This window comes from Bacteroides sp. AM23-12, assembly GCF_003434395.1.
GTDB lineage: Bacteria > Bacteroidota > Bacteroidia > Bacteroidales > Bacteroidaceae > Bacteroides > Bacteroides thetaiotaomicron.
The window spans coordinates 190,680-211,830 of record NZ_QTLF01000002.1 but is presented as its reverse complement, the minus strand read 5'-3'; the positions used below and the strand labels follow the sequence as shown (position 1 = coordinate 211,830).

Here is a 21,151-nt window from a genome sequence, read left to right as displayed (position 1 = left end):
TATTTTATTACGTTATCTTTGAATTCGGTTATTGATTATACATATCTTTGTGGTAGAAATTCAGGATATCTATCGCCATTGTTCTGGCTTGAACAGCGGGGCTGTCGGGATTAAGATCGATAGCATACTGGTAGTTATCCAGCGCCTGCTTCCAATCTCCTTTTTTTCGGTAGGCATTTCCCCGTAAATAGTAGAGCATATCTTTATCTTTCTCGACAAAATCGTCTTGGAGAAGTTGGTCCAGTTGCTTGATTGCTATGTCCACATCCCCTTGATTGATAAGCTCTTTTAGGTTGTCTATTTGCTCCATTTTCTTTCGTCTTTCGGGATTCTGAATCGCAAAGATAGTTTTTATTTATGTAAATGGGGGAAAATGAGAAAGGAAATTTACCTCCTTTTGTTTTTATTGCATATTGGGTGAATAAATAATCAATATTAAATATGCCTTAAGATAATTCTTGAGTATAAAAGACAGAATTAGAGAAGATGTATTTATGTTAATGACAGGTAAAACCGTATATTTGCAAGCCGTTTATCTGCAAACAATGCATAGGCGGTAAGGTGAATAACATCTTTATTTATGTGCTGAATCAAAGAATAATATGGAAATAAAAGAACGTATACAGTTGCTGCTGTCCGAAATGAACAGGGGGGTATATGAGAAAGAGGCTGAAATCGGTTTGTCTTTGCTGGCTGCTTTGGCTGGCGAAAGTATTTTGTTGCTGGGACCTCCTGGGGTGGCAAAGTCGATGGTGGCCCGTCGGTTGAAGAGAGCTTTTGTAGATGCAAGGGCATTTGAATACCTGATGTCTCGTTTCTCCACACCTGATGAGATCTTTGGTCCGGTGAGCATCAGCCGTCTGAAGGAATCGGATAAATACGAGCGTGCTGTGGACGGGTATCTGCCTACAGCGGATGTCGTGTTTCTGGATGAAATATGGAAAGCCGGTCCGGCTATTCAGAATACGTTGCTGACGGTCATCAATGAAAAGCTGTTTCGGAATGGAGATACGGAACTGAAACTTCCGTTGAAGCTGCTGGTGGCTGCCAGTAATGAACTGCCTACGCAGGGCGAAGGACTGGAAGCCTTGTGGGACCGTTTCTTGATTCGCATTATCAGCACTTGCGTGAAACAGGAGGAAGCGTTCTATCAAATGTTGCTGGACGATGGTGACGAAGAAGAACAGGAAGCATGTCGGTGGCAGATTTCGGATGAGGAATATGCCGGATGGCAGAAAGAGATACGGCAGATCAAGGTATCTGCCGAAGTCCTGTCCTGCATCACAGAAATCCGTAAGAACCTGGAGAAAGTCGAGATTCAAGGCTCGGAAGTACATCGGAATGTCTATGTGAGCGACCGTCGCTGGAAGAATATCGTGAAGCTGCTGAAAGCTTCTGCTTTCATTCATGGTCGGAAGGAAGTCTGCCTGACAGATTTATTACCTGTTTACCACTGCTTGTGGAATGAACCGGAAGAGTGTGCGGATATCCGGCAGATCGTTGTCCGTGCGCTGTTTGTTCCTTATGTGAAGGAGATAGCCGCTATCAACTTATCATTAAAGTCGGACCTGAAAGTGAGCCGCGTGCGTGAAGCATTGGAGAAAGCCCGTCAGAAAGGTGACCGCAGGGACGATGATTTGATGATCATCGATCATTTCTACTATCAGATAGAGAATCATGGTACGGGAAATACCTACATATTTATTGTGGATTATAAGAATCTGAAAGAATACAGTCCGAAGGATGTTCCTGCAACAGGAGTCATGTATGCCGATCCGCTGAATCCGAAGCGAACGATTATACGTACTTTTTCGGATGCCACCAAAATGAAGGAACAAGGTGCCGAAAGGGTGACACTTTACAGGGATGAGAAGAATCTTTATATCAATGGTGTCCGCTTTCCGATGCGTCGGCTGAAGAGGGGAGAGCAACAGCAGTTGTGGCTGGGCAATATGACTCTCACCGACCGGGATTATGAGACGGAGTTGGAGACAGCCCATGACCGGATTGAGAAATTAGTAAAAGACTTGTCTGAGAATATTTTTATTTCCGAAGAAGATAAAAAAGGGGTGGCACAATATGTGGCGACCCTTCGTAAAGAGATTGCATGGGCACGTGTGGATGTCCGTAAACTGAGATACGGCGATGAGTCTTAGATATGATGCTGCATTTTATGTGCAGGTGCTGGATAAGTATGTAGCGACCGGAGAGTGTGCGGAGGCGGATAACGAACCGCTGTACGCTTACCTGCTTTCCGTCATGAACGATCCGATGATAAAGATACAAGTCCTGAGTGATGAACTTTGTGCCCGAATCTTTTACGATGCAATGAGCCAGTTTATCCGTCTGAATCTGGAAAAGCAAAAGTACAATATGCAGAAAAGCCAGTCGGAACAGCAAGGAATGGAACTTGTGCTGGAATGGTCCGAGACCAAGCGGAAAGACGGGTGGCAGGCTTTACTACAGGAGGTTGCCGACAAACATGAGGGTAATGGTTTCGACAAGGCATTTTATCAGGGGCAGTTCGGCAATGAAGGGAAATATGCGGATGAGGAAGTCTGGGAGAGGATGGTGGACGACTGGAAAGAGGCTTTCCAACGGGATTTGCAGGAGCAAAAGGAAAAGGAGATAGAACAGCGCAAAGATGATTTCGAACGCAGACTTCATGCCAATCTCAGGAATATCCCCGGATATATCCGGCAAAATAACATAGAGAAAGACGAGTTCTATCAGGCTTGGGGCTTGATGAGCGGTATGTGGAATACGGTGGATTTTGAGCGGATACGCAAAATTGTCCGCATTCAGAAAGAATATCCGGAAGTGGTCAAGGTTGCCAATAAGATGGGGCGTATGGCTGACGATGAAGGACAGGAGCAGCTACATGTCGCGCAGGGGAATGTATATAAGATGGAGCATTCTTCTAAAAGTGACATTTTGGGTATCACAGTAGGGAATGACCTGAACGCATTGCTTCCTACAGAACTGGCGCATTGTGCCGATGATGAGCTGGAAGACTTGTTTGTCTATAAATATGTTACCCGAAAACTTCAGACCTTCCGCTATAAATCCGAGATCATGCAACCGGCACGGCGACTGGAAATAAAGCCTGCTACGCAGAAAGGACCGATGATAGTCTGTCTGGACACTTCCGGAAGCATGGTCGGGAAACCGGAAAAGATTGCATATTCGCTGCTGATTAAAATATTGGAAATAGCTGACAGGCAACGTCGGGACTGTTTCCTGATTGCCTTTTCTGTATCCATCAATCCGATTGATGTGCGGAGAGAGAGGGCGCGGCTGCTTGAATTTTTCTCCACCACCTCTTGTGGAGATACGGATGCTACCCGAATGCTGCAAGCTATCTTCCGGTTGCTTCAATCAAAAAAGGAGTATATGAATGCGGATGTGTTATGGATCAGTGATTTTAAGATACCTTTATCCGTGCCGGAACTGACTGACAAGATGCTGGAATATAGAAAAGTGGATACGCATTTCTACGGTCTGCAACTTGGGATTGCGGAGAATGAATGGAGTCCTTTCTTCGACCGTATTTATAGAATTGATTATACTCCTTCCCGACGTTACTGATTGTTTTTTGGAGGATTCGGTTTATTTGCTTAAATTGCCACCGGAATAGGTATCTTTGTTATTTATTGGATAAAAGTAGTATGAACTAATAAAGCAAGGGTACTTATTATTTTTAATTTGAATAAACTATGTTGGATATTATTTTGATTATACTAGGTGTGTTGTGCCTCATTACCGGATTGATGGGATGTGTCCTTCCATTTCTACCCGGTCCTCCCGTTGCTTATTTGGGATTGGTTCTTCTTCATTTTACAGATAAGGCACAATATTCTACCACGCAGTTGATCGTTTGGCTACTGATTGTTATTGTCATACAGATCTTAGATTATTTTACTCCGATGCTTGGCAGTAAATATAGTGGTGGCAGTAAATGGGGAAACTGGGGTTGCATTATTGGAACTCTCGTCGGACTTCTTTTCTTGCCTTGGGGAGTTATTTTCGGTCCTTTTCTAGGGGCAGTGATCGGCGAACTGATCGGAAATAAAGAATTTTCCCAGGCTCTGAAGTCGGGAGTCGGTTCATTAGTCGGCTTTATGTTGGGCACTTTGCTGAAGTTTGTCGTTTGCGGTTATTTCTGCTACCAGTTCATAATGGGGTTTATTCGGTGATTATTTTCAGATCATCGGTGTTCTATACTTTATTAGAAGTTGTTTAGCTGTTGTGATTACAACTATATAAAGAAAAACGCAAAATCATCTTTCACCTATCACCAGCATCTCCCAATCTTTTTATCCATCGGTGTTTCAGAGGGTGATAGATCATAAAATCATCTTTCACCTGATCTTTCATCTTTCACCCGGATTTCATCGTTTTCAACCGATTAGCTATTAATAGATAGAAGTTGGTTTATTAATGGTAAACTTCTGTTATTCAGTAGATAAACTTATCTTCTGTCAATTATAATCTATAAATGCAAGTTTTGTTTATAAAAATAGAACTTGTATTTATAAAAACAAAAGTTGCATTTATAAAAACGAAGCTTTCATTTGTAGATTGAAATAGGCCGAAAATAACTTTATTGTTAACTGAATGCAAGTTTATCTATAATGAAGAGAAACTTTCTTATTAATAGTCTACGCGTAAAGTAGCGGTAAATCATGGCATAAGATACCAATAGTGATGACGTAGATTATCATTTACTTCATTTCTATGTATGTTTTGAATTAAATGATAGTCAATAGTATCTTGAATGGGGCTGACTAAAAAGTCAATAGTATCTTAAATCTCCTCCTTCGGGAAGGAGGAGTACCCATAGGGGGAGGTGGTAGGTGAATACATTACTCTATCATTTTCAATAAAAAAGGAACAAACATTATTTCTCCTACCACCTCGGTCTTCGACTACTCCTCCTTCCCGAAGGAGGAGAATGGAGATACTACCGACTTTTGGGTCATCCCCAATGGAGATACTACTGTTTGATTCATTTTTAAACAGGTTTGAACAAAATTTTAGCCGTTAGTAACTTTATTTATGCAGAAAGCGATGGATAATTCTTGTACTAACTTATTTTTTGTAAGCCAGATAGAGTACTAAATTGATGTGTACCCGTCCTAACTACAATAGCACATTGAGATTGTACCATGAAAAAGACTTTTACTGTTCTTCTTTTTATGGCTTCTTTAGGTTTATTTTCAGTTCTCGTCGCAGGCGAGGTTTATGTTTCTCCGCATGGGAGTGACAGGAATGCAGGTACCAAAGAAGCTCCTTATCTTACCTTGAATCGCGCCATCAAGCAGGCTCGTGAATGGAGAAGGCTGAATCGTCCCGAGGCGGCCGGAGGAATTTGTATCTGTTTGGAAGACGGGGTTTATGCACAGTCCGCTCCTTTGTTTATCCGACCGGAGGATAGCGGCACGCCCGATTCTCCGACACTCATCCGTGCGGTGGAGAATGCGCATCCTGTCATCAGTGGCGGAGTGGCAGTGACCGGATGGAAGAAGGGATGTGATGATCCTCGGATTACAAAGGAATTAAGATCAAAAATATGGGTGGCAAAGGCGCCATCCTTTGGAAATAGAATCGTAGAAACCCGCCAGATGTGGGTAGACGGCAACAAGGCCCAGCGAGCGGCACAGTTTCCTGATGGAGTGATGGAACGGATGATTGATTTCAATCCGGAAGAACAGACGATAATAATCCCTGCTTCTCAGATCGGAAACCTCCTCAATGCCCGTCGACTGGAAATGATAGTTCATCAACGTTGGGCGATTGCCATTCTGCGTGTGAAGAGTATAGACGTTAGGGGAGAACAGGCCGTCATTCGCTTTCACGAACCGGAGAGTCATCTGGAGTTTGCCCATCCGTGGCCTCAGCCCGTCATCGGGGGAGAGAAAGGCAACTCTTCCTTTTGCCTGACGAATGCTCTGGAACTGCTGGACCAACCCGGAGAGTGGTTTCAGGAATATCCGTCGGGGACAATCTACTATTATCCCCGCTCGGAAGAAGATATGGAGACTGCCGAAGTGATCGTTCCTGCTCTGGAAACATTGATGATTGTAGACGGCACATTGGAACGCCCGGTGCGGCATATTCGAGTGGAAGGAATCACCTTTGCCCATACTTCATGGATGCGTCCTTCCTATCAGGGACATGTCACTTTGCAAGGAGGTTTTCCTCTGCTGGATGCTTATAAACTGCATGAACCGGGACTTCCGGAGAAAGCGGAACTGGAGAACCAGGCGTGGATTGCACGCCCCGAAACGGCAATACGTGTACGGGGTACTGAGCATCTTACGTTCAGTCGCTGCAGGTTCCGGCATCTGGCATCTACCGGACTGGATTATGAATGGGCTGTTTCATCTTCCGGCATAGAGAATTGTGTCTTTTCGGATATCGGCGGTACAGGCATACTGATTGGTGCATTCCCCGACGGAGGTTTTGAGACGCATGTGCCTTTCATCCCTCCGGAAGAACGTAACCTATGCACGGACATTACCATTAAAAATAATCTGATCACCGATGTGACCAATGAAGACTGGGGGTGCGTGGGGATCGGTGCGGGATACGTCAGCGGTATCGACATTTCCCATAATGAAGTCTGTCACTTGAATTATTCGGGTATTTGTGTCGGCTGGGGGTGGACATCGCTGGAAAGCGGAATGAAAAACAACCGGATAGAAGCCAACTACGTACATCACTTTGCCCGTCGTCTGTATGATGCCGGAGGACTTTATACGCTTTCCAACCAACCGGGCTCCGTGATGCGGAATAATCGGATCGAACATCTCGAAGAAGCACCTTACGCCACCAATGACAGGGCCTTTTATATTTATTTGGATGAAGCTACGGACGGATATACGATTGAAAACAACTGGTGTCCGACTGAACGTTTCGACTCGAATCGTCCCGGCAATCGGAATGTATGGAAAAATAACGGACCACAAGTGACAGAAAGCATTAAGAATAAGGCCGGAAGGATAAAACCGGAGTAAGTACAGTCCGACACTGAGCCTATCGCAGTGTCGGGCTGTGCAAAAAGTGGGGCCATAGAGACTTGTGAAGTCTGCATGAGTATAGATAAATAAAGATAAAACTAATAATAATAGATCATAAATGAAACCTACTAATTACCATTTGTTCGATTTCCTTGATTTCGATACAGAGTTATTAAGGGATGAGTCACTTTGGAAAGCCTGTAAACCGACAGCCGTTTACGAAAAGGATGGGGATATCTGTGTCACGGTCCCCTTTCAAAAACAGCTGTTAGCTAATGATATGGTTGCGGATACGGCTGTCCCCCGAGAAGAATATACGTTGATCATACGCCAGTATAATATCGGCATTACCCGTCTGTTTCTTGGATTTGGTGAATATGAACTGACAGATCAGTCGGAAATGCTGCAATTCAGCGAACGGATTCGCAGAGTACCTTTGTCTGTAGAGAAGCAGGGAGGCAAATGGATTCTTTTCACCCAAGACGGGACGAAGCGTGCCGCTATCAATGTAGAAGAGCCGGCTTTGGACCGATGGAGCGAGTTACTGCCCGATCCTCAGGAAACACTGGACATCACTCTGTATCCTGACGGCAAACGGGAAATCCGCCTGGCAGCATACGATCATTTCTCGCCTCCCCGCTATGACGGACTGCCCATTGCCTTCTGCAAACGGACGGGCAAAAAGGAACGTGCCACCCTTTCTTTCGAGAGCCGGCCGGATGAATGCTTTGCAGGAACCGGAGAGCGTTTCTTCAAAATGGACTTGAGCGGACAGACGCTTTTCCTCAAGAACCAGGACGGGCAGGGAGTAAACAACCGGCGTACCTATAAGAATATACCTTTCTATCTCTCCAGCCGGATGTACGGGACTTTTTACCATACCTGCGCCCACAGCAAACTTTCGCTGGCGGGACATTCCACCCGCTCCGTACAGTTCCTGAGCGATCAGGCTATGCTGGATGCATTTGTCATTGCCGGCGATACGATGGAAGAGATACTTCGCGGCTACCGTGACCTGACCGGATATCCTTCGATGCCTCCTCTCTGGAGTTTCGGAGTGTGGATGAGCCGGATGACTTATTTCAGTGCCGACGAAGTAAATGAGATCTGCGACCGTATGCGTGCCGAACATTATCCCTGCGATGTCATCCATCTGGATACCGGATGGTTCAGAACCGACTGGCTGTGTGAATGGAAGTTTAACGAGGAACGTTTTCCCGACCCGAAAGGATTCATTCAGAGATTGAAGAAGAACGGTTATCGTGTGTCCTTATGGCAGTTACCTTATGTTGCTGAAGATGCGGAACAGATCGAAGAGGCAAAGGCGAATGAGTATATAGCTCCTCTGACGAAGCAGCAGGACACGGACGGTTCCAACTTCTCGGCTCTGGATTATGCGGGTACTATCGACTTTACTTATCCGAAGGCAACCGAATGGTACAAGGGGCTATTAAAGCAACTTCTGGATATGGGAGTCACCTGTATTAAAACCGATTTCGGAGAAAATATCCACATGGATGCTGTCTACAAGGGCATGAAACCGGAACTGTTGAATAACCTGTATGCCTTGCTCTATCAGAAAGCAGCTTACGAAATAACAAAGGAGGTAACAGGGGACGGCATTGTCTGGGCACGTGCCGCTTGGGCGGGTTGCCAGCGTTATCCGTTGCACTGGGGAGGTGACTCCTGCAGTTCATGGGATGGCATGGCCGGTTCACTCAAAGGAGGCCTGCACTTCGGTTTATCGGGCTTTGCCTTCTGGAGCCATGATGTCCCCGGATTCCATACCTTGCCCAATTTTATGAACTCAATCGTAGCGGATGACGTCTATATGCGCTGGACCCAGTTTGGAGTGTTCACCTCACATATCCGTTATCATGGAACCAATAAGCGGGAACCCTGGCATTATCCGGCTATCGCCCCGCTGGTGAAGAAGTGGTGGAAACTGCGTTACTCGTTGATTCCCTACATCATAGAGCAAAGTAAACTGGCAGTAGAAAGTGGCTGGCCATTGTTACAGGCACTCATCCTGCATCATCCGGAAGATAAACTCTGCTGGCATATCGATGACGAATATTACTTCGGCAATGATTTCCTGGTAGCTCCGGTGATGAATAGCGAAAACCGTCGCGACATTTATCTCCCCGAAGGACAGTGGGTGAATTTCTTTACCGGCGAACGGTTGCAAGGCGGACGCTGGCTGAAAGAGGTGTATGTGCCCTTGGAAGAGATGCCTGTTTATGTGCGTGAGAATGCCGTTATCCCGATTTATCCGGAGGAAGTGAATTGTACGGACGAGATGGATTTAAGCAAAAGTATTGCCTTGCGCATAGATCATAATTACAAAGGATTTTGGACTAAATAAAGAATAGCGATGAAAACTTGGAAAACAAACTTAGAAGAAACGAAACAGCGTTATATAAATTGGTGGAATCATAAAGGAATTATTCTTTCTATGTGGGAACACTTTCAGGAAGGCGTGAAACCGCACGCCGACATTGCTCCACCTGCTCCGGCAAGGGATTTGTCGCAGAAGTGGTTCGACCCTCAATGGCGGGCGGAATATCTGGATTGGTATGTCGCTCACAGTAGTCTGATGGCGGATATGCTGCCTGTTGCAAATACTCAGTTGGGTCCCGGCTCGCTGGCTGCTATTCTGGGCGGAGTATTTGAAGGAGGCGAAGATACGATCTGGATACATCCCGATCCGAACTTTAATGATGAGATCGTATTCAATCCCGAACATCCGAACTGGCTCTTGCATAAAGAACTTCTGAAAGCCTGTAAGGCTAAAGCCAACGGAAACTACTTTGTTGGTATGCCCGACCTGATGGAAGGACTGGATGTATTGGCAGCTTTGAAAGGTACGGATATGGTATTGCTGGATACGGTGATGCAACCCGAAGTGCTGGAGCAACAGATGCAGCAGATCAATGACATCTATTTTAAAGTCTTTGATGAACTCTACGACATTATCCGTGAAGGGGATGAAATGGCATTCTGCTATTTCTCTTCATGGGCTCCGGGCAAGATGAGTAAGTTGCAGAGCGATATTTCTACCATGATCAGTCAGGATGATTATCGTCGTTTTGTGCAGCCGTTTATTCGTGAGCAATGTCAGAAAATCGATTATACGCTCTATCATCTTGATGGAGTGGGAGCGATGCATCATCTTCCCGCCTTGCTGGAGATTGAAGAACTGAATGCCATCCAATGGACGCCCGGTGTCGGCGAGCCGCAGGGAGGTTCTCCGAAGTGGTACGATTTATATAAGAAGATATTGGCAGGAGGCAAGAGCGTAATGGCTTGCTGGGTGACTCTGGAGGAACTGAAACCTTTGTTGGACCATATCGGGGCAGACGGAGTGCATCTGGAAATGGATTTCCACAATGAGAGGGAAGTGGAGCAGGCAATGAGAATCATTGAGGAATATACCGGCTCTTCTTCGTCTGTGTCTGCAGATGTTCACACGAATCAACCCGTTGGAGAACAGGATAATGCACAGGAAAGTATTCGGATCAGAGAAGAAAAGTCTCAGGAAGAGGATCGGATGAAACCTTTGTATGATGCCATTGTAGCCGGAAAACTGGAACCGGCTGTTGAAGTTACAAAGGATGCCATTGCTGCCGGAGTGCTTCCGCAGGATATTATCAACGGCTATATGATTACGGCTATGGGCGAAGTCGGCCAGCGCTTTCAGGACGGCAAGGCCTTTGTCCCCCAGCTCCTCATGGCGGGGCGTGCAATGAAAGGAGCTTTGGAACTTTTGAAACCTTTACTGGCGGGGAATGCATCTGCTACTATCGGGAAAATTGTGATCGGTACTGTAAAAGGAGATTTGCATGACATTGGAAAGAACCTCGTGGCTTCCATGCTGGAAGGTTGTGGCTTCGAAGTGATTAATATCGGTATTGATGTTACTTGCGACAAGTTTGTTGAAGCGGTGAAGGAAAACAAAGCGGACATTTTATGTATGAGTGCCTTGCTGACTACCACTATGACTTATATGCAGGATGTGATCCGGGCATTGGAAGAGGCGGGGATCCGCGATCAGGTGAAAGTGATGATCGGAGGAGCACCCGTGAGTCAGGGATTTGCCGATGAAATCGGTGCTGACGGGTATAGTGATAATGCTAATACTGCCGTGGCGGTCGCCAAAGTGCTGATGGGGAAAAGAGATTAAGAATATTTTAATTGTTAATACTTGAATTATGCACGCGAAATTCTTAGACACACTGGATTGGGGCATTCTGATTGCCTATTTTCTGATTCTTATCGCCATTGGTATATGGGCAAGTTCCAAACGAAAGAAGGGGAGCAGTCTCTTTTTGGCGGAACATTCTTTGAGATGGCACCACATCGGATTCTCCATGTGGGGGACTAATGTGGGGCCGTCTATGTTGATAGCTTCTGCCAGCGCCGGATTTACTACCGGCATCGTTTCGGGCAATTATGCCTGGTATGCCTTCGTTTTTATATGCCTGCTTGCTTTTGTTTTCGCTCCCCGTTACTTGGGTTCTCGTGTTTCCACCTTGCCGGAGTTTATGGGAAAGCGGTTCGGACAGTCTACCCGTAATATCTTGGCATGGTATACGATTGTTACAATCTTGATTTCCTGGCTAGCATTGACATTGTTTGCGGGTGGCGTTCTGATTCGTCAGGTATTCGATATACCGATGTGGCAGTCCGCTTTGATATTGCTGATCATATCCGCATTCTTTACGATGCTCGGAGGATTGAAAGCGGTTGCCTACACGAATGTTTATCAGATGATCCTGTTGATTCTTGTTTCGGCTGCGTTGGCTATTGTAGGAATCTATAAAGTTGGTGGTATATCGGCTCTGACAGATGCCGTTCCGGCAGACTTCTGGAATCTGTTCAGACCGAATGATGATACCGCTTTCCCTTGGTTGCCGATTATTTTGGGATATCCTGTGATGGGAGTATGGTTCTGGTGTACGGATCAGTCGATGGTACAGCCTGTGTTGGCAGCCAAAAGTCTGAAAGAAGGACAGTTGGGAACGAACTTTACCGGATGGCTCAAAATACTGGATGTTCCTCTTTATATTCTTCCGGGTATCATCTGTCTGGCCTTGTTTCCGCAGTTGGAGAATCCCGATGAGGCGTATATGACGATGGTAACCCATTTGTTTCCTGTCGGGATGGTGGGGCTGGTGTTGGCTGTGTTGACTGCCGCGCTTGTCAGTACTATCGGATCGGCATTGAATGCTTTGAGTACCGTGTTTACAATGGATATTTATGTGAAGAAGATTCGCCCGCAGGCGAAGCAGAAGGAGATCATCCGGGTCGGACAAGTGGTGACGGTAGCCGGTGCTCTGATATCGGTAATCATAACGATTGCCATTGACAGCATTCACGGACTGAATTTATTCAATGTTTTCCAGTCTGTATTGGGATTCATTGCACCTCCTATGGCGGCAGTTTTCCTTTTTGGCGTTTTCTGGAAGCGTACGACTACGTTGGCTGCTAACGCTGCCCTGACAGTGGGGACGGTATTCAGTATAGGAGTAGGTGTATTGTATCTATGGGTATTTCCTGCGGATCAATATTCTGCATGGCCTCATTTTATGTTATTATCCTTCTATCTGTTCGTTATTATCGGGATAGGGATGGTAGTTGTCGGTCTATTGGATAAGACTCCTCAGACGGCAATATTGAATATGGAGAAGATCGAAGAAAAGCCTGCCCGCATTGTACTTATCTTATGGGGGTTGCTTATCGTAACTATGATAGGGCTTTATATCTTCTTTAATGGCCATTAAAGAAGATATAAAGCTGACTAAAAAGTCGATAGTATCTTAAGTCTCCTCCTTCCCGAAGGAGGAGAATGGTGGTACTACCGACTTTTAGTCAGCCCCCAATCGCAAATTTATCTGTGTTTTCTTTTGCGATAACAGTTTTCATAGGTGCACAGTCCGCAAGTGTATTCAAGCTTGCGGACATTAGTGCCTGTTCCGATAACACCACTAACTGATTTGATGGGGACCATGAGGCTGGAATCTGTCAACCGGATGCCACCGGGAGCAGCTATGGGGAACAATGGGAACAGTTTTTGTTGTTCCGAAACGTGCCATCCACAGTATCCTGGACTGTATCGGTTGGTATGTTTCCAGTTCTTCTCCCGTATATATTCAGCCAAAGCGACTTCCATGCAATCAGCCGTCTTTTCTGCAATAATACTCCCTAACGAGTCTGCTATGTATATTTTGACCATATCTCCTTCTTGTTGCAACGTATGCTGAAATACCTCAAACTCAGTTCCGGCAGTAGCTGCAAAAAAGGCAAACGCTTCCGATCCTCTTAATTGACGGGCGATGGTTTTACCAACAGAGAAAACGGTACTTTTACTTTGTGTAGAAAAAGTGTTTTGCTCAGGGCTCCGTGTGGGAATGGTGTCTTGTATAGGATTGACAGTGGGTGGATGGATGCTTTGTACGCTAAGAGTCTCTTTTTCGATATCAAGTGTACCTTCCATAAAGAAGAATGCGAACCGAGGGCGAAGCAGGGGAATAACCCGTTTTAGCAACGTATTAGTCTCATCTATTACCATCTGATCCGGTATAGAATCTTTGTATCCCATTGCTTCATAAATTTCGGACGATGGGATTCGTAAGTCTTGATAAGTGAGTTCTTGCTCAATCATTATTAATTGACATTATCTGAATGACAGCCTAATTTCGAGTTTCATTGAACTCTTCCAATGCTGTATAAAAAGCATTTATATTAGCTAATGGCGTATATGGCGGTATATCGCAACCGCTCGACAGAACGAAGTTCGGATATGCGGCAGTGGCTTCCAATAACTGTAGAGTCGCTTTTTTCATTTCCTCCGGACTCGACATCTTGAAAAGACTGACCGGATCAAGATTACCCATCGCAAGAGCATCGGCAGGAACTTCTTTCAATGCTTCTTCCATGTTGATTTTATTTCCGAAATGATAGGCTGCCGCACCCGTATATACCATAGCCTGGGTGCAATTTCCTGTATTCCCGCAATTATGAAGTACAACGGTGAAATGATCATCCTGAACCTTCTCAACTATTTCTTTTACGAATACAGAAGAATACTGCAGGCAATCTTCATTGGATAATAATCCGGCAGCAGGTTCCGCCATTACCACTCCATTCACTCCGGTCGCTTTCAGGGCCATGCAGTATCGAATAATGAAATCGGTACATTTGTGGAGCAAAGTGTTGGCTGCTTCGGGATTGATATAAATCAGCATCATGATTTCGGACATATCATACAAGCGTCCCGCTAATGAATAAGGACCGATACAACCAGCCAGCACCGGACGGTCTGTGATATTCTTTGCAGTCAGCATATTCGCTTTGAGATATTGCGCGATCCTTCCTTTATTCAGTGCTGGTATTTCCAAGGCATCAATGGCAGCTTCGTCTGCAAGCAAACGACCGGATACGCTTGGTACTTCATTCTCCGGAAATATAATTTCGGCTCCGAATGCTTCCGCCTCTACCGTTAAATCCATGATAACCGTTGCGGCAGCAGCAGGATATTTGTCGCAGAGCGCTTTGATTGCTTCATAATGCACCTGTCCGTTCGTTACTGCATCATGAACCGTCTTTCCGATAAGCTCGATGCCCGGATGTGTCATGATAGGAATGGAAATGACCTTTTTATTTAGGATCGTCTGACCGATCCAGTCTTTCATATTCAGTTTACCCATAACTTCTGTTTTTTAACTTCGTCATATAGTAAGACGATATTATTGTTCTTTTGTAATCTTGAAGTTTGCATAAAAAATAGATGATTATTATAAAAAACTATGTGTCATAATTGTATCTATGATATTTTACGCACTAGAATCAACGTAAGTGAAGGATTTTAGACTGAACATTTCATTGATCTTAATGGCATATTATATAAAATATCTCGGCGGATAATGTACTGGAGAGGATGAAATTATTACACTTTATGCGATAATAAGTTGGACGTTACAAAAATAACGAATATATTTGGTGTTAAATTAGTATCATATAGTTCTCTTTTGGTATAATGGCAAATAGAAAAATGATGCAATGTAATTCTTTAATAGTACCTACTTTAAAAATTGAAATTATGAAGACGATTAAGCAAATTGTATTTTGTGTCTCATTACTACTTGTAATGAATTGTTTTTATTCTTGTTCAAACTCAAATGATGTTGTTATAAATACACAACAAAATCAAGAAAAAACACAAGATGTTGAAATTCAAGAGTTAATAGACTTTATAGAAACCTTGAATGCTAATAAAATACAGACTCGTGGTCCCTTTTGGAATCGAATAAAGCGTTTTCTTGTAGGAGATGCTTGGGGTTATGGTTGGGGAGTAAATAAAGGTTTAACACCTAGAGGTGGCTTGATTACGGCTGTTGTATTCTCACTTATTTGTGCGGCTTCAGATGATGATCTTCCTAGAAATTGGTGGCATTTGAGTTCAAATTGGAAGGTATACGATGCTCCGTTAAGACCTTATGAAATAATTGGAAATGATCATAATAAGACAATATATAATATGATGAGGGAAGATCCCGTAATAGCTAATGGTACTTTTTCTAATTATTATTTATATAATTCTACTAACAAAAAATTGAAAAGTTATGGATATACAGAAGAAATGCCCCTGTTGCTTCAGACAAGATTGCTGGAAATAATGGATCTGGTTAAGAAAAGTACTTCTGTTGATCAACTGATGAATTTAATGAAGCAAGAATTTCCTCAGCGAGTATCTGAATTTCAGCTTGTAGAGAGTTATATTAATGGTTTAGTGAATATGGATGATAAATCAACTGTTCGTGATTATACTAAACAAGTATATGCCCAAATTGATGCTTCATCTTTAGATGTATCAGCTGTTTCTCGATTAAAAACTATGATAGCTATTGCTGAAAATAGCAAATTTTTGTGGGTTGAAACAAAATGATGATTGATTAAGGGAGCTTTCGTTTTTTCTCTTTTTATTAAACACACTTATTATGAAACAAAACAAATGCCTGCTAGTGGGATTAATATCTTTGATGTTCAGTATCAACTCTTTGTATGCTCAGAAAGATTCACTGAATGTTTCAACTAATAACGAGTCATATAAACGAGTATATATCTTGGATGTCGGGTTAGGGATTGGTTTTACTGGTATACAAAAAAATGGAAGCAGCTCTTGGTATATAGGAAATAATAAAAATGATGTTCCTTTTGTTTCTTCAATACAATTGATGACTTATACCCCTTACAGTAATATAGGATGTGGATTGTTTTATTATGACTATAGTAATGGTACAAAGAAACATGATGGAGTGCTATCATCGGGAATCAATGAAAAAAAATCGTTCTATTATGTAGCTCCGCAGATTTCTTTTATTAAACGGCAGGCTGGATTTTTGGATGGGATTATGTATGTGAGTGCTGGTATTGGATATGTTAATTATAGAAGTAAGGGAACAATATCGCAGTTGGAGAATTATAATACAACATGTTCGACAGTGGGAGGCAATATGGGGATTGCTTATGAATATGCTTTTGACTCCCGCTTGGGAATTAGGTTGGGTGTGAATTGTTTGTATGCTAAAATTAAAGGACTTCACAAAAATACCAGTATAGGTGAATTGTCTATACGCCCTCGTGAAAAATTTCATTTAATTGTTCCCTCTTTGGAAATAGGATTGTCTTATTACATTGTTCAATGGTAAACTTAGTCATAAGTGTATATAGCAATCTTCTTCAACAGATGTGTTATAGTAGATGGCTTTAACTTGAGAAAGATATAGAAGGAAAATGAAGACAAAGACTATGGTTATATATTCCTTGAGCCTCATGTTTTAAAAATAAGGTGGGATATTTATTAAATATTCCACCTTATTTTTATAGATTTTCAGGCATTATTTTACCGGAATCTTATCAATACGATTTTGATGGCGTCCCCCCTCAAACTGTGTTGAGAAGAACTCTGTCAATATCATGTCCGCCTCCTCAGTGCTGATGAAGCGTCCCGGCATCACGAGAATATTAGCGTCATTATGTTGACGGGCCAGATGTGCGATCTCTGCATTCCAGCAAAGAGCAGCACGTATTCCCTGATGCTTGTTCAGAGTCATGTTGATTCCGTTTCCGCTGCCGCAGATCGCAATACCGGGATAACATTCACCCGATTCTACTGCTAGGGCCAGCGGATGGGCATAGTCCGGATAATCTACGCTTGCGGCAGAGTTGGTTCCGAAATCTTTGTAAGCCCAGCCTTTTACTTCCAGCCAGCCGCGAACATATTCTTTTAGTTCAAAACCGGCGTGGTCGCATGCTAATCCAATTGTTTTCATTAAATCATTGCTTTTACCTGATTATATACGTTCTCGGCAGTAAATCCAAGTTTTTCATCCAATACTGTGTAAGGAGCAGAGAAACCGAAAGATTCCAATCCCCATACTTTGCCGTGGCAACCTACCAGACCTTGAAGAGTGACAGGCAAACCGGCAGTAAGACCGAATATCTTGGCATCAGCCGGAAGAACTGATTCCTGATATTCCTTAGACTGGCTGCGGAACAGACCTTCTGATGGTGCAGATACGATACGAACTTTTACGCCATCCTTGCGAAGCAACTCTGTACCGGCTACCAAAGTAGACACTTCGGAACCTGAAGCTACCAGGATTACATCCGGATTTTCGTCTGAACCGGCTACGATATAAGCACCCTTGGCTGCTTGTTCGTAATCAGTTCCGGCAGGCAGGTTAGCGATATTCTGACGGGAGAAGATCAGACCTGTCGGAGTAGACATATTTTCCATGGCAAGTTTCCATGCGATAGTCGTTTCTTCCGCATCAGCCGGACGAAGTACCAACATAGAGTTGTGTCCCTTGTGGTTTTTCAGTTTCTCCATCAGGCGGATTTGAGCTTCCTGTTCTACCGGTTCATGAGTAGGACCGTCTTCACCTACGCGGAATGCATCATGAGTCCAGATGAACTTCACAGGCTGTTCCATCAGAGCAGCCATACGTACGGCAGGTTTCATATAGTCGGAGAATACGAAGAAGGTACCGCAAGCAGCGATCACACCACCGTGAAGTGACATACCGATACAGATACAAGCCATTGATAATTCAGATACACCGGCCTGGAAGAATGCACCGCTGAAATCGCCCTTCTTGAAAGAATGAGTTTTCTTCAGGAAACCGTCAGTCTTGTCAGAGTTAGAAAGGTCGGCAGAAGCAACGATCATATTTTCTACCTGCATTGCAAGAGCACCCAGAACAGTTGCAGAAGCGGCACGAGTGGCAGTACCTGCTTTTTGTTCGATGGCAGCCCAGTCTACTTTAGGAGCTTTGCCGGAGAAGAATGCTTCCAGTTTAGCTGCCAGTTCCGGATTGGCTTTGGTCCATTTGGCCTTCTTTGCATATCTTTCAGCTACGATTTTCTTTAATTCTGCTGCTCTCTTTGCATACAGTTCGGCTACTTCCGGGAAAATCACGAACGGATTGACAGGATCGCCACCCAAATTCTTGATTGTATTTACATAGGCGTCGCCACCGAGTGGAGCGCCGTGTGTAGCACAGTTGGCTTCGTAGCTGCTACCGTCTGCTTTGCGTGCGCCTTTACCCATAACGGTTTTACCGATAATCAGAGTCGGGCGCTCTTTTTCTGTCTGAGCTTCTTTGATAGCTGCACGGATTTCGTCAGGATCATTACCATTGATGCTGAGTACGTTCCATCCCCATGCTTCATATTTCATGGCAGTGTCTTCAACGGTTACATCTTTCGTTTCTGTAGAAAGCTGAATATCGTTGGAGTCGTAGAACATGATCAGGTTGTCCAGTCCCAATGCACCGGCAATGCGTCCGGCACCCTGAGAGATTTCTTCCTGAATACCACCATCGGAAATGTATGCGTAAATAGTCTGATTCATTACTTCATTGAAGCGTGCTTTCAGGAATTTAGCTGCGATAGCGGCACCTACAGCGAAAGTATGTCCCTGTCCCAGCGGACCGGAAGTATTTTCGATACCACGCATGATGTCTACTTCCGGATGTCCCGGAGTAGGGCTTCCCCATTGGCGAAATTCTTTTAGTTCGTCCAAAGTGAACTTACCTGTCAATGCCAATGTAGAATAGAGCATCGGAGACATATGACCCGGATCAAGGAAGAAACGGTCACGACCTTCCCAACGCGGATTTTCAGGATCGTATACTAGAAACTCAGAGAAGAGTACATTTACAAAGTCAGCACCACCCATGGCGCCACCCGGGTGACCGGAATTGGCTTTCTCAACCATTGAAGCAGCAAGAATACGGATGTTATCCGCTGCACGATTCATAAGTTTATTATCGTTCATATCTTTAATAATTAATAGATTTGCTAGTCTGTCAATGTGCCAATTACTTGGCATATTTCTCATAATGTTGGCAAAGATAGCTCTTTATGTGTAATTAACCATCCAAAAGAGCTATCTTTTTTGTAGGCTTTTTAACAGCCTTCTTGTTTATAATACAGTAAGTATTTACTATTAGATTACTGTAACTCTAAAGTAACAATTGACTTAGCCGGTAGTTTTACCTTCATAATTCCTTTATTGATTTTTACCTCTTTGAAGGAAGCCGGTTTTACAATATTAGGTTTTTCGAAAGAGTTGTAATCAGTCAGATTAGCAGAAGTCAGGATTTCTCCAATCGCCTTTTTGGCATTTACGTCCGGAAGATTGACTGTGATTTCCTGTGCGTTGTTTGCATCTACGTTGGAGAGAGAAATATGGATCACTCCGTTCTTGTTCTTAGAAGCTGTTGCGCTGACCATGGGAACTGTACGGTTATCGCGTACGTTCATTTTCTCGCAAGTCAGGTCGAGTGGAAGATAGGTTGCATCCTGATGCACTTTGTACATCTTAAATATATAATAAGTAGGAGTAAGTACCATATCTTTGTCTTTAGTCAGGATCATAGATTGCAGAACGTTGACTATCTGAGCAATGTTCGCCATTTTCAGACGGTCGGTATATTTGTGGAATACATCGAGGCTTAAAGAAGCAACGAAGGCATCACGCAATGTGTTTTGCTGATACAGATGACCTCTGACCGTTCCTGGTTCTTCGTCCCACCAAGTGCCCCATTCGTCAAGCAAAAGGGCAATCTTCTTGTCTTTATCATATTTGTCCATGATGGCGCAATGTTTTTTGATGACATCTTCCACTTCAAGACATTTGCCCATCGTCCAGTAAAAATCATCTTTGTTGAATTTGGTTGCCGCACCTTTGCTGCCGCTCCATCCTGTAACTGTATAGTAGTGTAAGGATAGACCTTGCATCCGGTGACCGACACGATTCATCAGTACATCCGTCCAGTTATAGTCGTAATCACTGGCACCACTGGCTATCTTAAACAGATGATTACCGTCATAGTTACGGCAATAAGTAGAATAACGGCGATACAGATCGGCATAATATTCAGGACGCATGCTGCCGCCGCATCCCCAGCTTTCATTTCCTACACCGAGATATTTTACTTTCCATGCCTTGTCTCGGCCATTCTTGCGACGCAGATTTGCCATTGGAGAATCACCGTCGGAAGTCATGTACTCCACCCATTTGGCGAGTTCTTCTACCGTGCCGCTGCCTACGTTTCCACTTATATATGGTTCGCAGCCCAGCATTTCGCAAAGGTTCAGAAATTCGTGTGTTCCGAAACTGTTGTCTTCAATCGTTCCTCCCCAGTTGTTGTTCACCATCTTCGGGCGGTTTTCTTTGGGACCGATACCGTCCATCCAGTGATATTCGTCTGCAAAGCAGCCGCCCGGCCAGCGGAGAACAGGAACAGACAAGTCTTTTAATGCATTAAATACGTCCGTGCGGTATCCTTTGATATTAGGAATATCCGAATTTTCGCCTACCCAAAGACCACCGTAGATACATGAACCCAGGTGTTCGGCAAATTGACCGTAGATTTCCTTCGGGATAATTTCTTTGCCTTGGTCGGCATGTACAGTGATGGTAGCACTCTTTTGTGCAGAAAGAGATACCGAGGCTGCCAGAAAGGCCGTGCTGACTAATAGTTTTGCTTTCATAAATGGAATTTGTTTAAATGATTATATAGAAGTTTGATTTTTACGATGATCATTCTCTTGTTCTT

15 protein-coding genes are annotated in these 21,151 nt (G+C 44.0%); 9 read left to right on the top strand and 6 right to left on the bottom strand.

The window, feature by feature from the left end; all coding sequences use genetic code 11:
- Positions 1-28: 28 nt before the first annotated feature.
- A complete protein-coding gene (locus tag DW640_RS03080) occupies positions 29-310 on the bottom strand; it encodes a tetratricopeptide repeat protein (RefSeq protein WP_117577308.1) in 282 nt (93 codons plus the stop codon).
- A gap of 292 nt (positions 311-602) precedes the next feature.
- Here DW640_RS03080 and DW640_RS03075 point away from each other — a divergent pair, with 292 nt between their 5' ends.
- The 7 genes from DW640_RS03075 to DW640_RS03045 all read left to right on the top strand — a co-directional run bounded on the left by DW640_RS03075 (position 603) and on the right by DW640_RS03045 (position 12,805).
- Positions 603-2,156 (top strand): AAA family ATPase, encoded by a 1,554-nt coding sequence (locus DW640_RS03075; protein ID WP_048692272.1) that lies wholly within the window; start codon positions 603-605, stop codon positions 2,154-2,156.
- On the top strand, positions 2,146-3,588 hold the full coding sequence (locus DW640_RS03070) for a hypothetical protein (protein ID WP_008766136.1): 1,443 nt from the start codon (positions 2,146-2,148) through the stop codon (positions 3,586-3,588). The genes DW640_RS03075 and DW640_RS03070 overlap by 11 nt, the downstream gene beginning before the upstream one ends.
- A gap of 128 nt (positions 3,589-3,716) precedes the next feature.
- Positions 3,717-4,196 (top strand): DUF456 domain-containing protein, encoded by a 480-nt coding sequence (locus DW640_RS03065; RefSeq protein WP_055229360.1) that lies wholly within the window; start codon positions 3,717-3,719, stop codon positions 4,194-4,196.
- Between the two features lie 972 nt (positions 4,197-5,168).
- Complete coding sequence (locus tag DW640_RS03060) at positions 5,169-7,019, top strand: right-handed parallel beta-helix repeat-containing protein (protein ID WP_117577306.1); 1,851 nt, start codon at positions 5,169-5,171, stop codon at positions 7,017-7,019.
- A 121-nt stretch (positions 7,020-7,140) separates the two neighbouring features.
- Positions 7,141-9,387, top strand: a complete 2,247-nt coding sequence (locus tag DW640_RS03055) for an alpha-xylosidase (protein ID WP_117577304.1) — start codon at positions 7,141-7,143, stop codon at positions 9,385-9,387.
- Positions 9,388-9,396: 9 nt separating this feature from the next.
- Positions 9,397-11,205 (top strand): corrinoid protein, encoded by a 1,809-nt coding sequence (locus DW640_RS03050; RefSeq protein ID WP_008760633.1) that lies wholly within the window; start codon positions 9,397-9,399, stop codon positions 11,203-11,205.
- 28 nt (positions 11,206-11,233) lie between these two features.
- Positions 11,234-12,805, top strand: a complete 1,572-nt coding sequence (locus DW640_RS03045) for a sodium:solute symporter (RefSeq protein ID WP_008766132.1) — start codon at positions 11,234-11,236, stop codon at positions 12,803-12,805.
- Between the two features lie 107 nt (positions 12,806-12,912).
- Here DW640_RS03045 and DW640_RS03040 read toward each other — a convergent pair whose 3' ends face one another.
- Together DW640_RS03040 and DW640_RS03035 are read right to left on the bottom strand one after the other, a co-directional pair.
- Positions 12,913-13,686 carry a vitamin B12 dependent-methionine synthase activation domain-containing protein gene (locus DW640_RS03040; RefSeq protein ID WP_117577303.1) on the bottom strand — a complete coding sequence of 258 codons (774 nt, stop codon included), beginning with the start codon at positions 13,684-13,686 and terminating at the stop codon, positions 12,913-12,915.
- Positions 13,687-13,714: 28 nt separating this feature from the next.
- Positions 13,715-14,731 (bottom strand): uroporphyrinogen decarboxylase family protein, encoded by a 1,017-nt coding sequence (locus DW640_RS03035; RefSeq protein WP_074858555.1) that lies wholly within the window; start codon positions 14,729-14,731, stop codon positions 13,715-13,717.
- A 392-nt stretch (positions 14,732-15,123) separates the two neighbouring features.
- On the opposite strand from DW640_RS03035, the gene DW640_RS03030 reads away from it, so the two are divergent.
- Positions 15,124-15,969 carry a hypothetical protein gene (locus DW640_RS03030; RefSeq protein ID WP_008766129.1) on the top strand — a complete coding sequence of 282 codons (846 nt, stop codon included), beginning with the start codon at positions 15,124-15,126 and terminating at the stop codon, positions 15,967-15,969.
- 52 nt (positions 15,970-16,021) lie between these two features.
- Positions 16,022-16,732, top strand: coding sequence for a hypothetical protein (locus tag DW640_RS03025; protein ID WP_008766128.1), 711 nt, complete (start codon positions 16,022-16,024; stop codon positions 16,730-16,732).
- A gap of 189 nt (positions 16,733-16,921) precedes the next feature.
- Here DW640_RS03025 and rpiB read toward each other — a convergent pair whose 3' ends face one another.
- From rpiB to DW640_RS03010, 3 genes are all read right to left on the bottom strand, one after another.
- Positions 16,922-17,356: a ribose 5-phosphate isomerase B gene (gene rpiB / locus DW640_RS03020; RefSeq protein WP_008766127.1), complete on the bottom strand. Its 435-nt coding sequence runs from the start codon at positions 17,354-17,356 to the stop codon at positions 16,922-16,924.
- Positions 17,356-19,365: a transketolase gene (locus tag DW640_RS03015; RefSeq protein WP_008766126.1), complete on the bottom strand. Its 2,010-nt coding sequence runs from the start codon at positions 19,363-19,365 to the stop codon at positions 17,356-17,358. Before DW640_RS03015 ends, rpiB begins: the two co-directional genes overlap by 1 nt.
- Positions 19,366-19,541: 176 nt before the next feature.
- On the bottom strand, positions 19,542-21,086 hold the full coding sequence (locus DW640_RS03010; protein WP_117577301.1) for an alpha-N-arabinofuranosidase: 1,545 nt from the start codon (positions 21,084-21,086) through the stop codon (positions 19,542-19,544).
- Positions 21,087-21,151 lie beyond the last annotated feature (65 nt).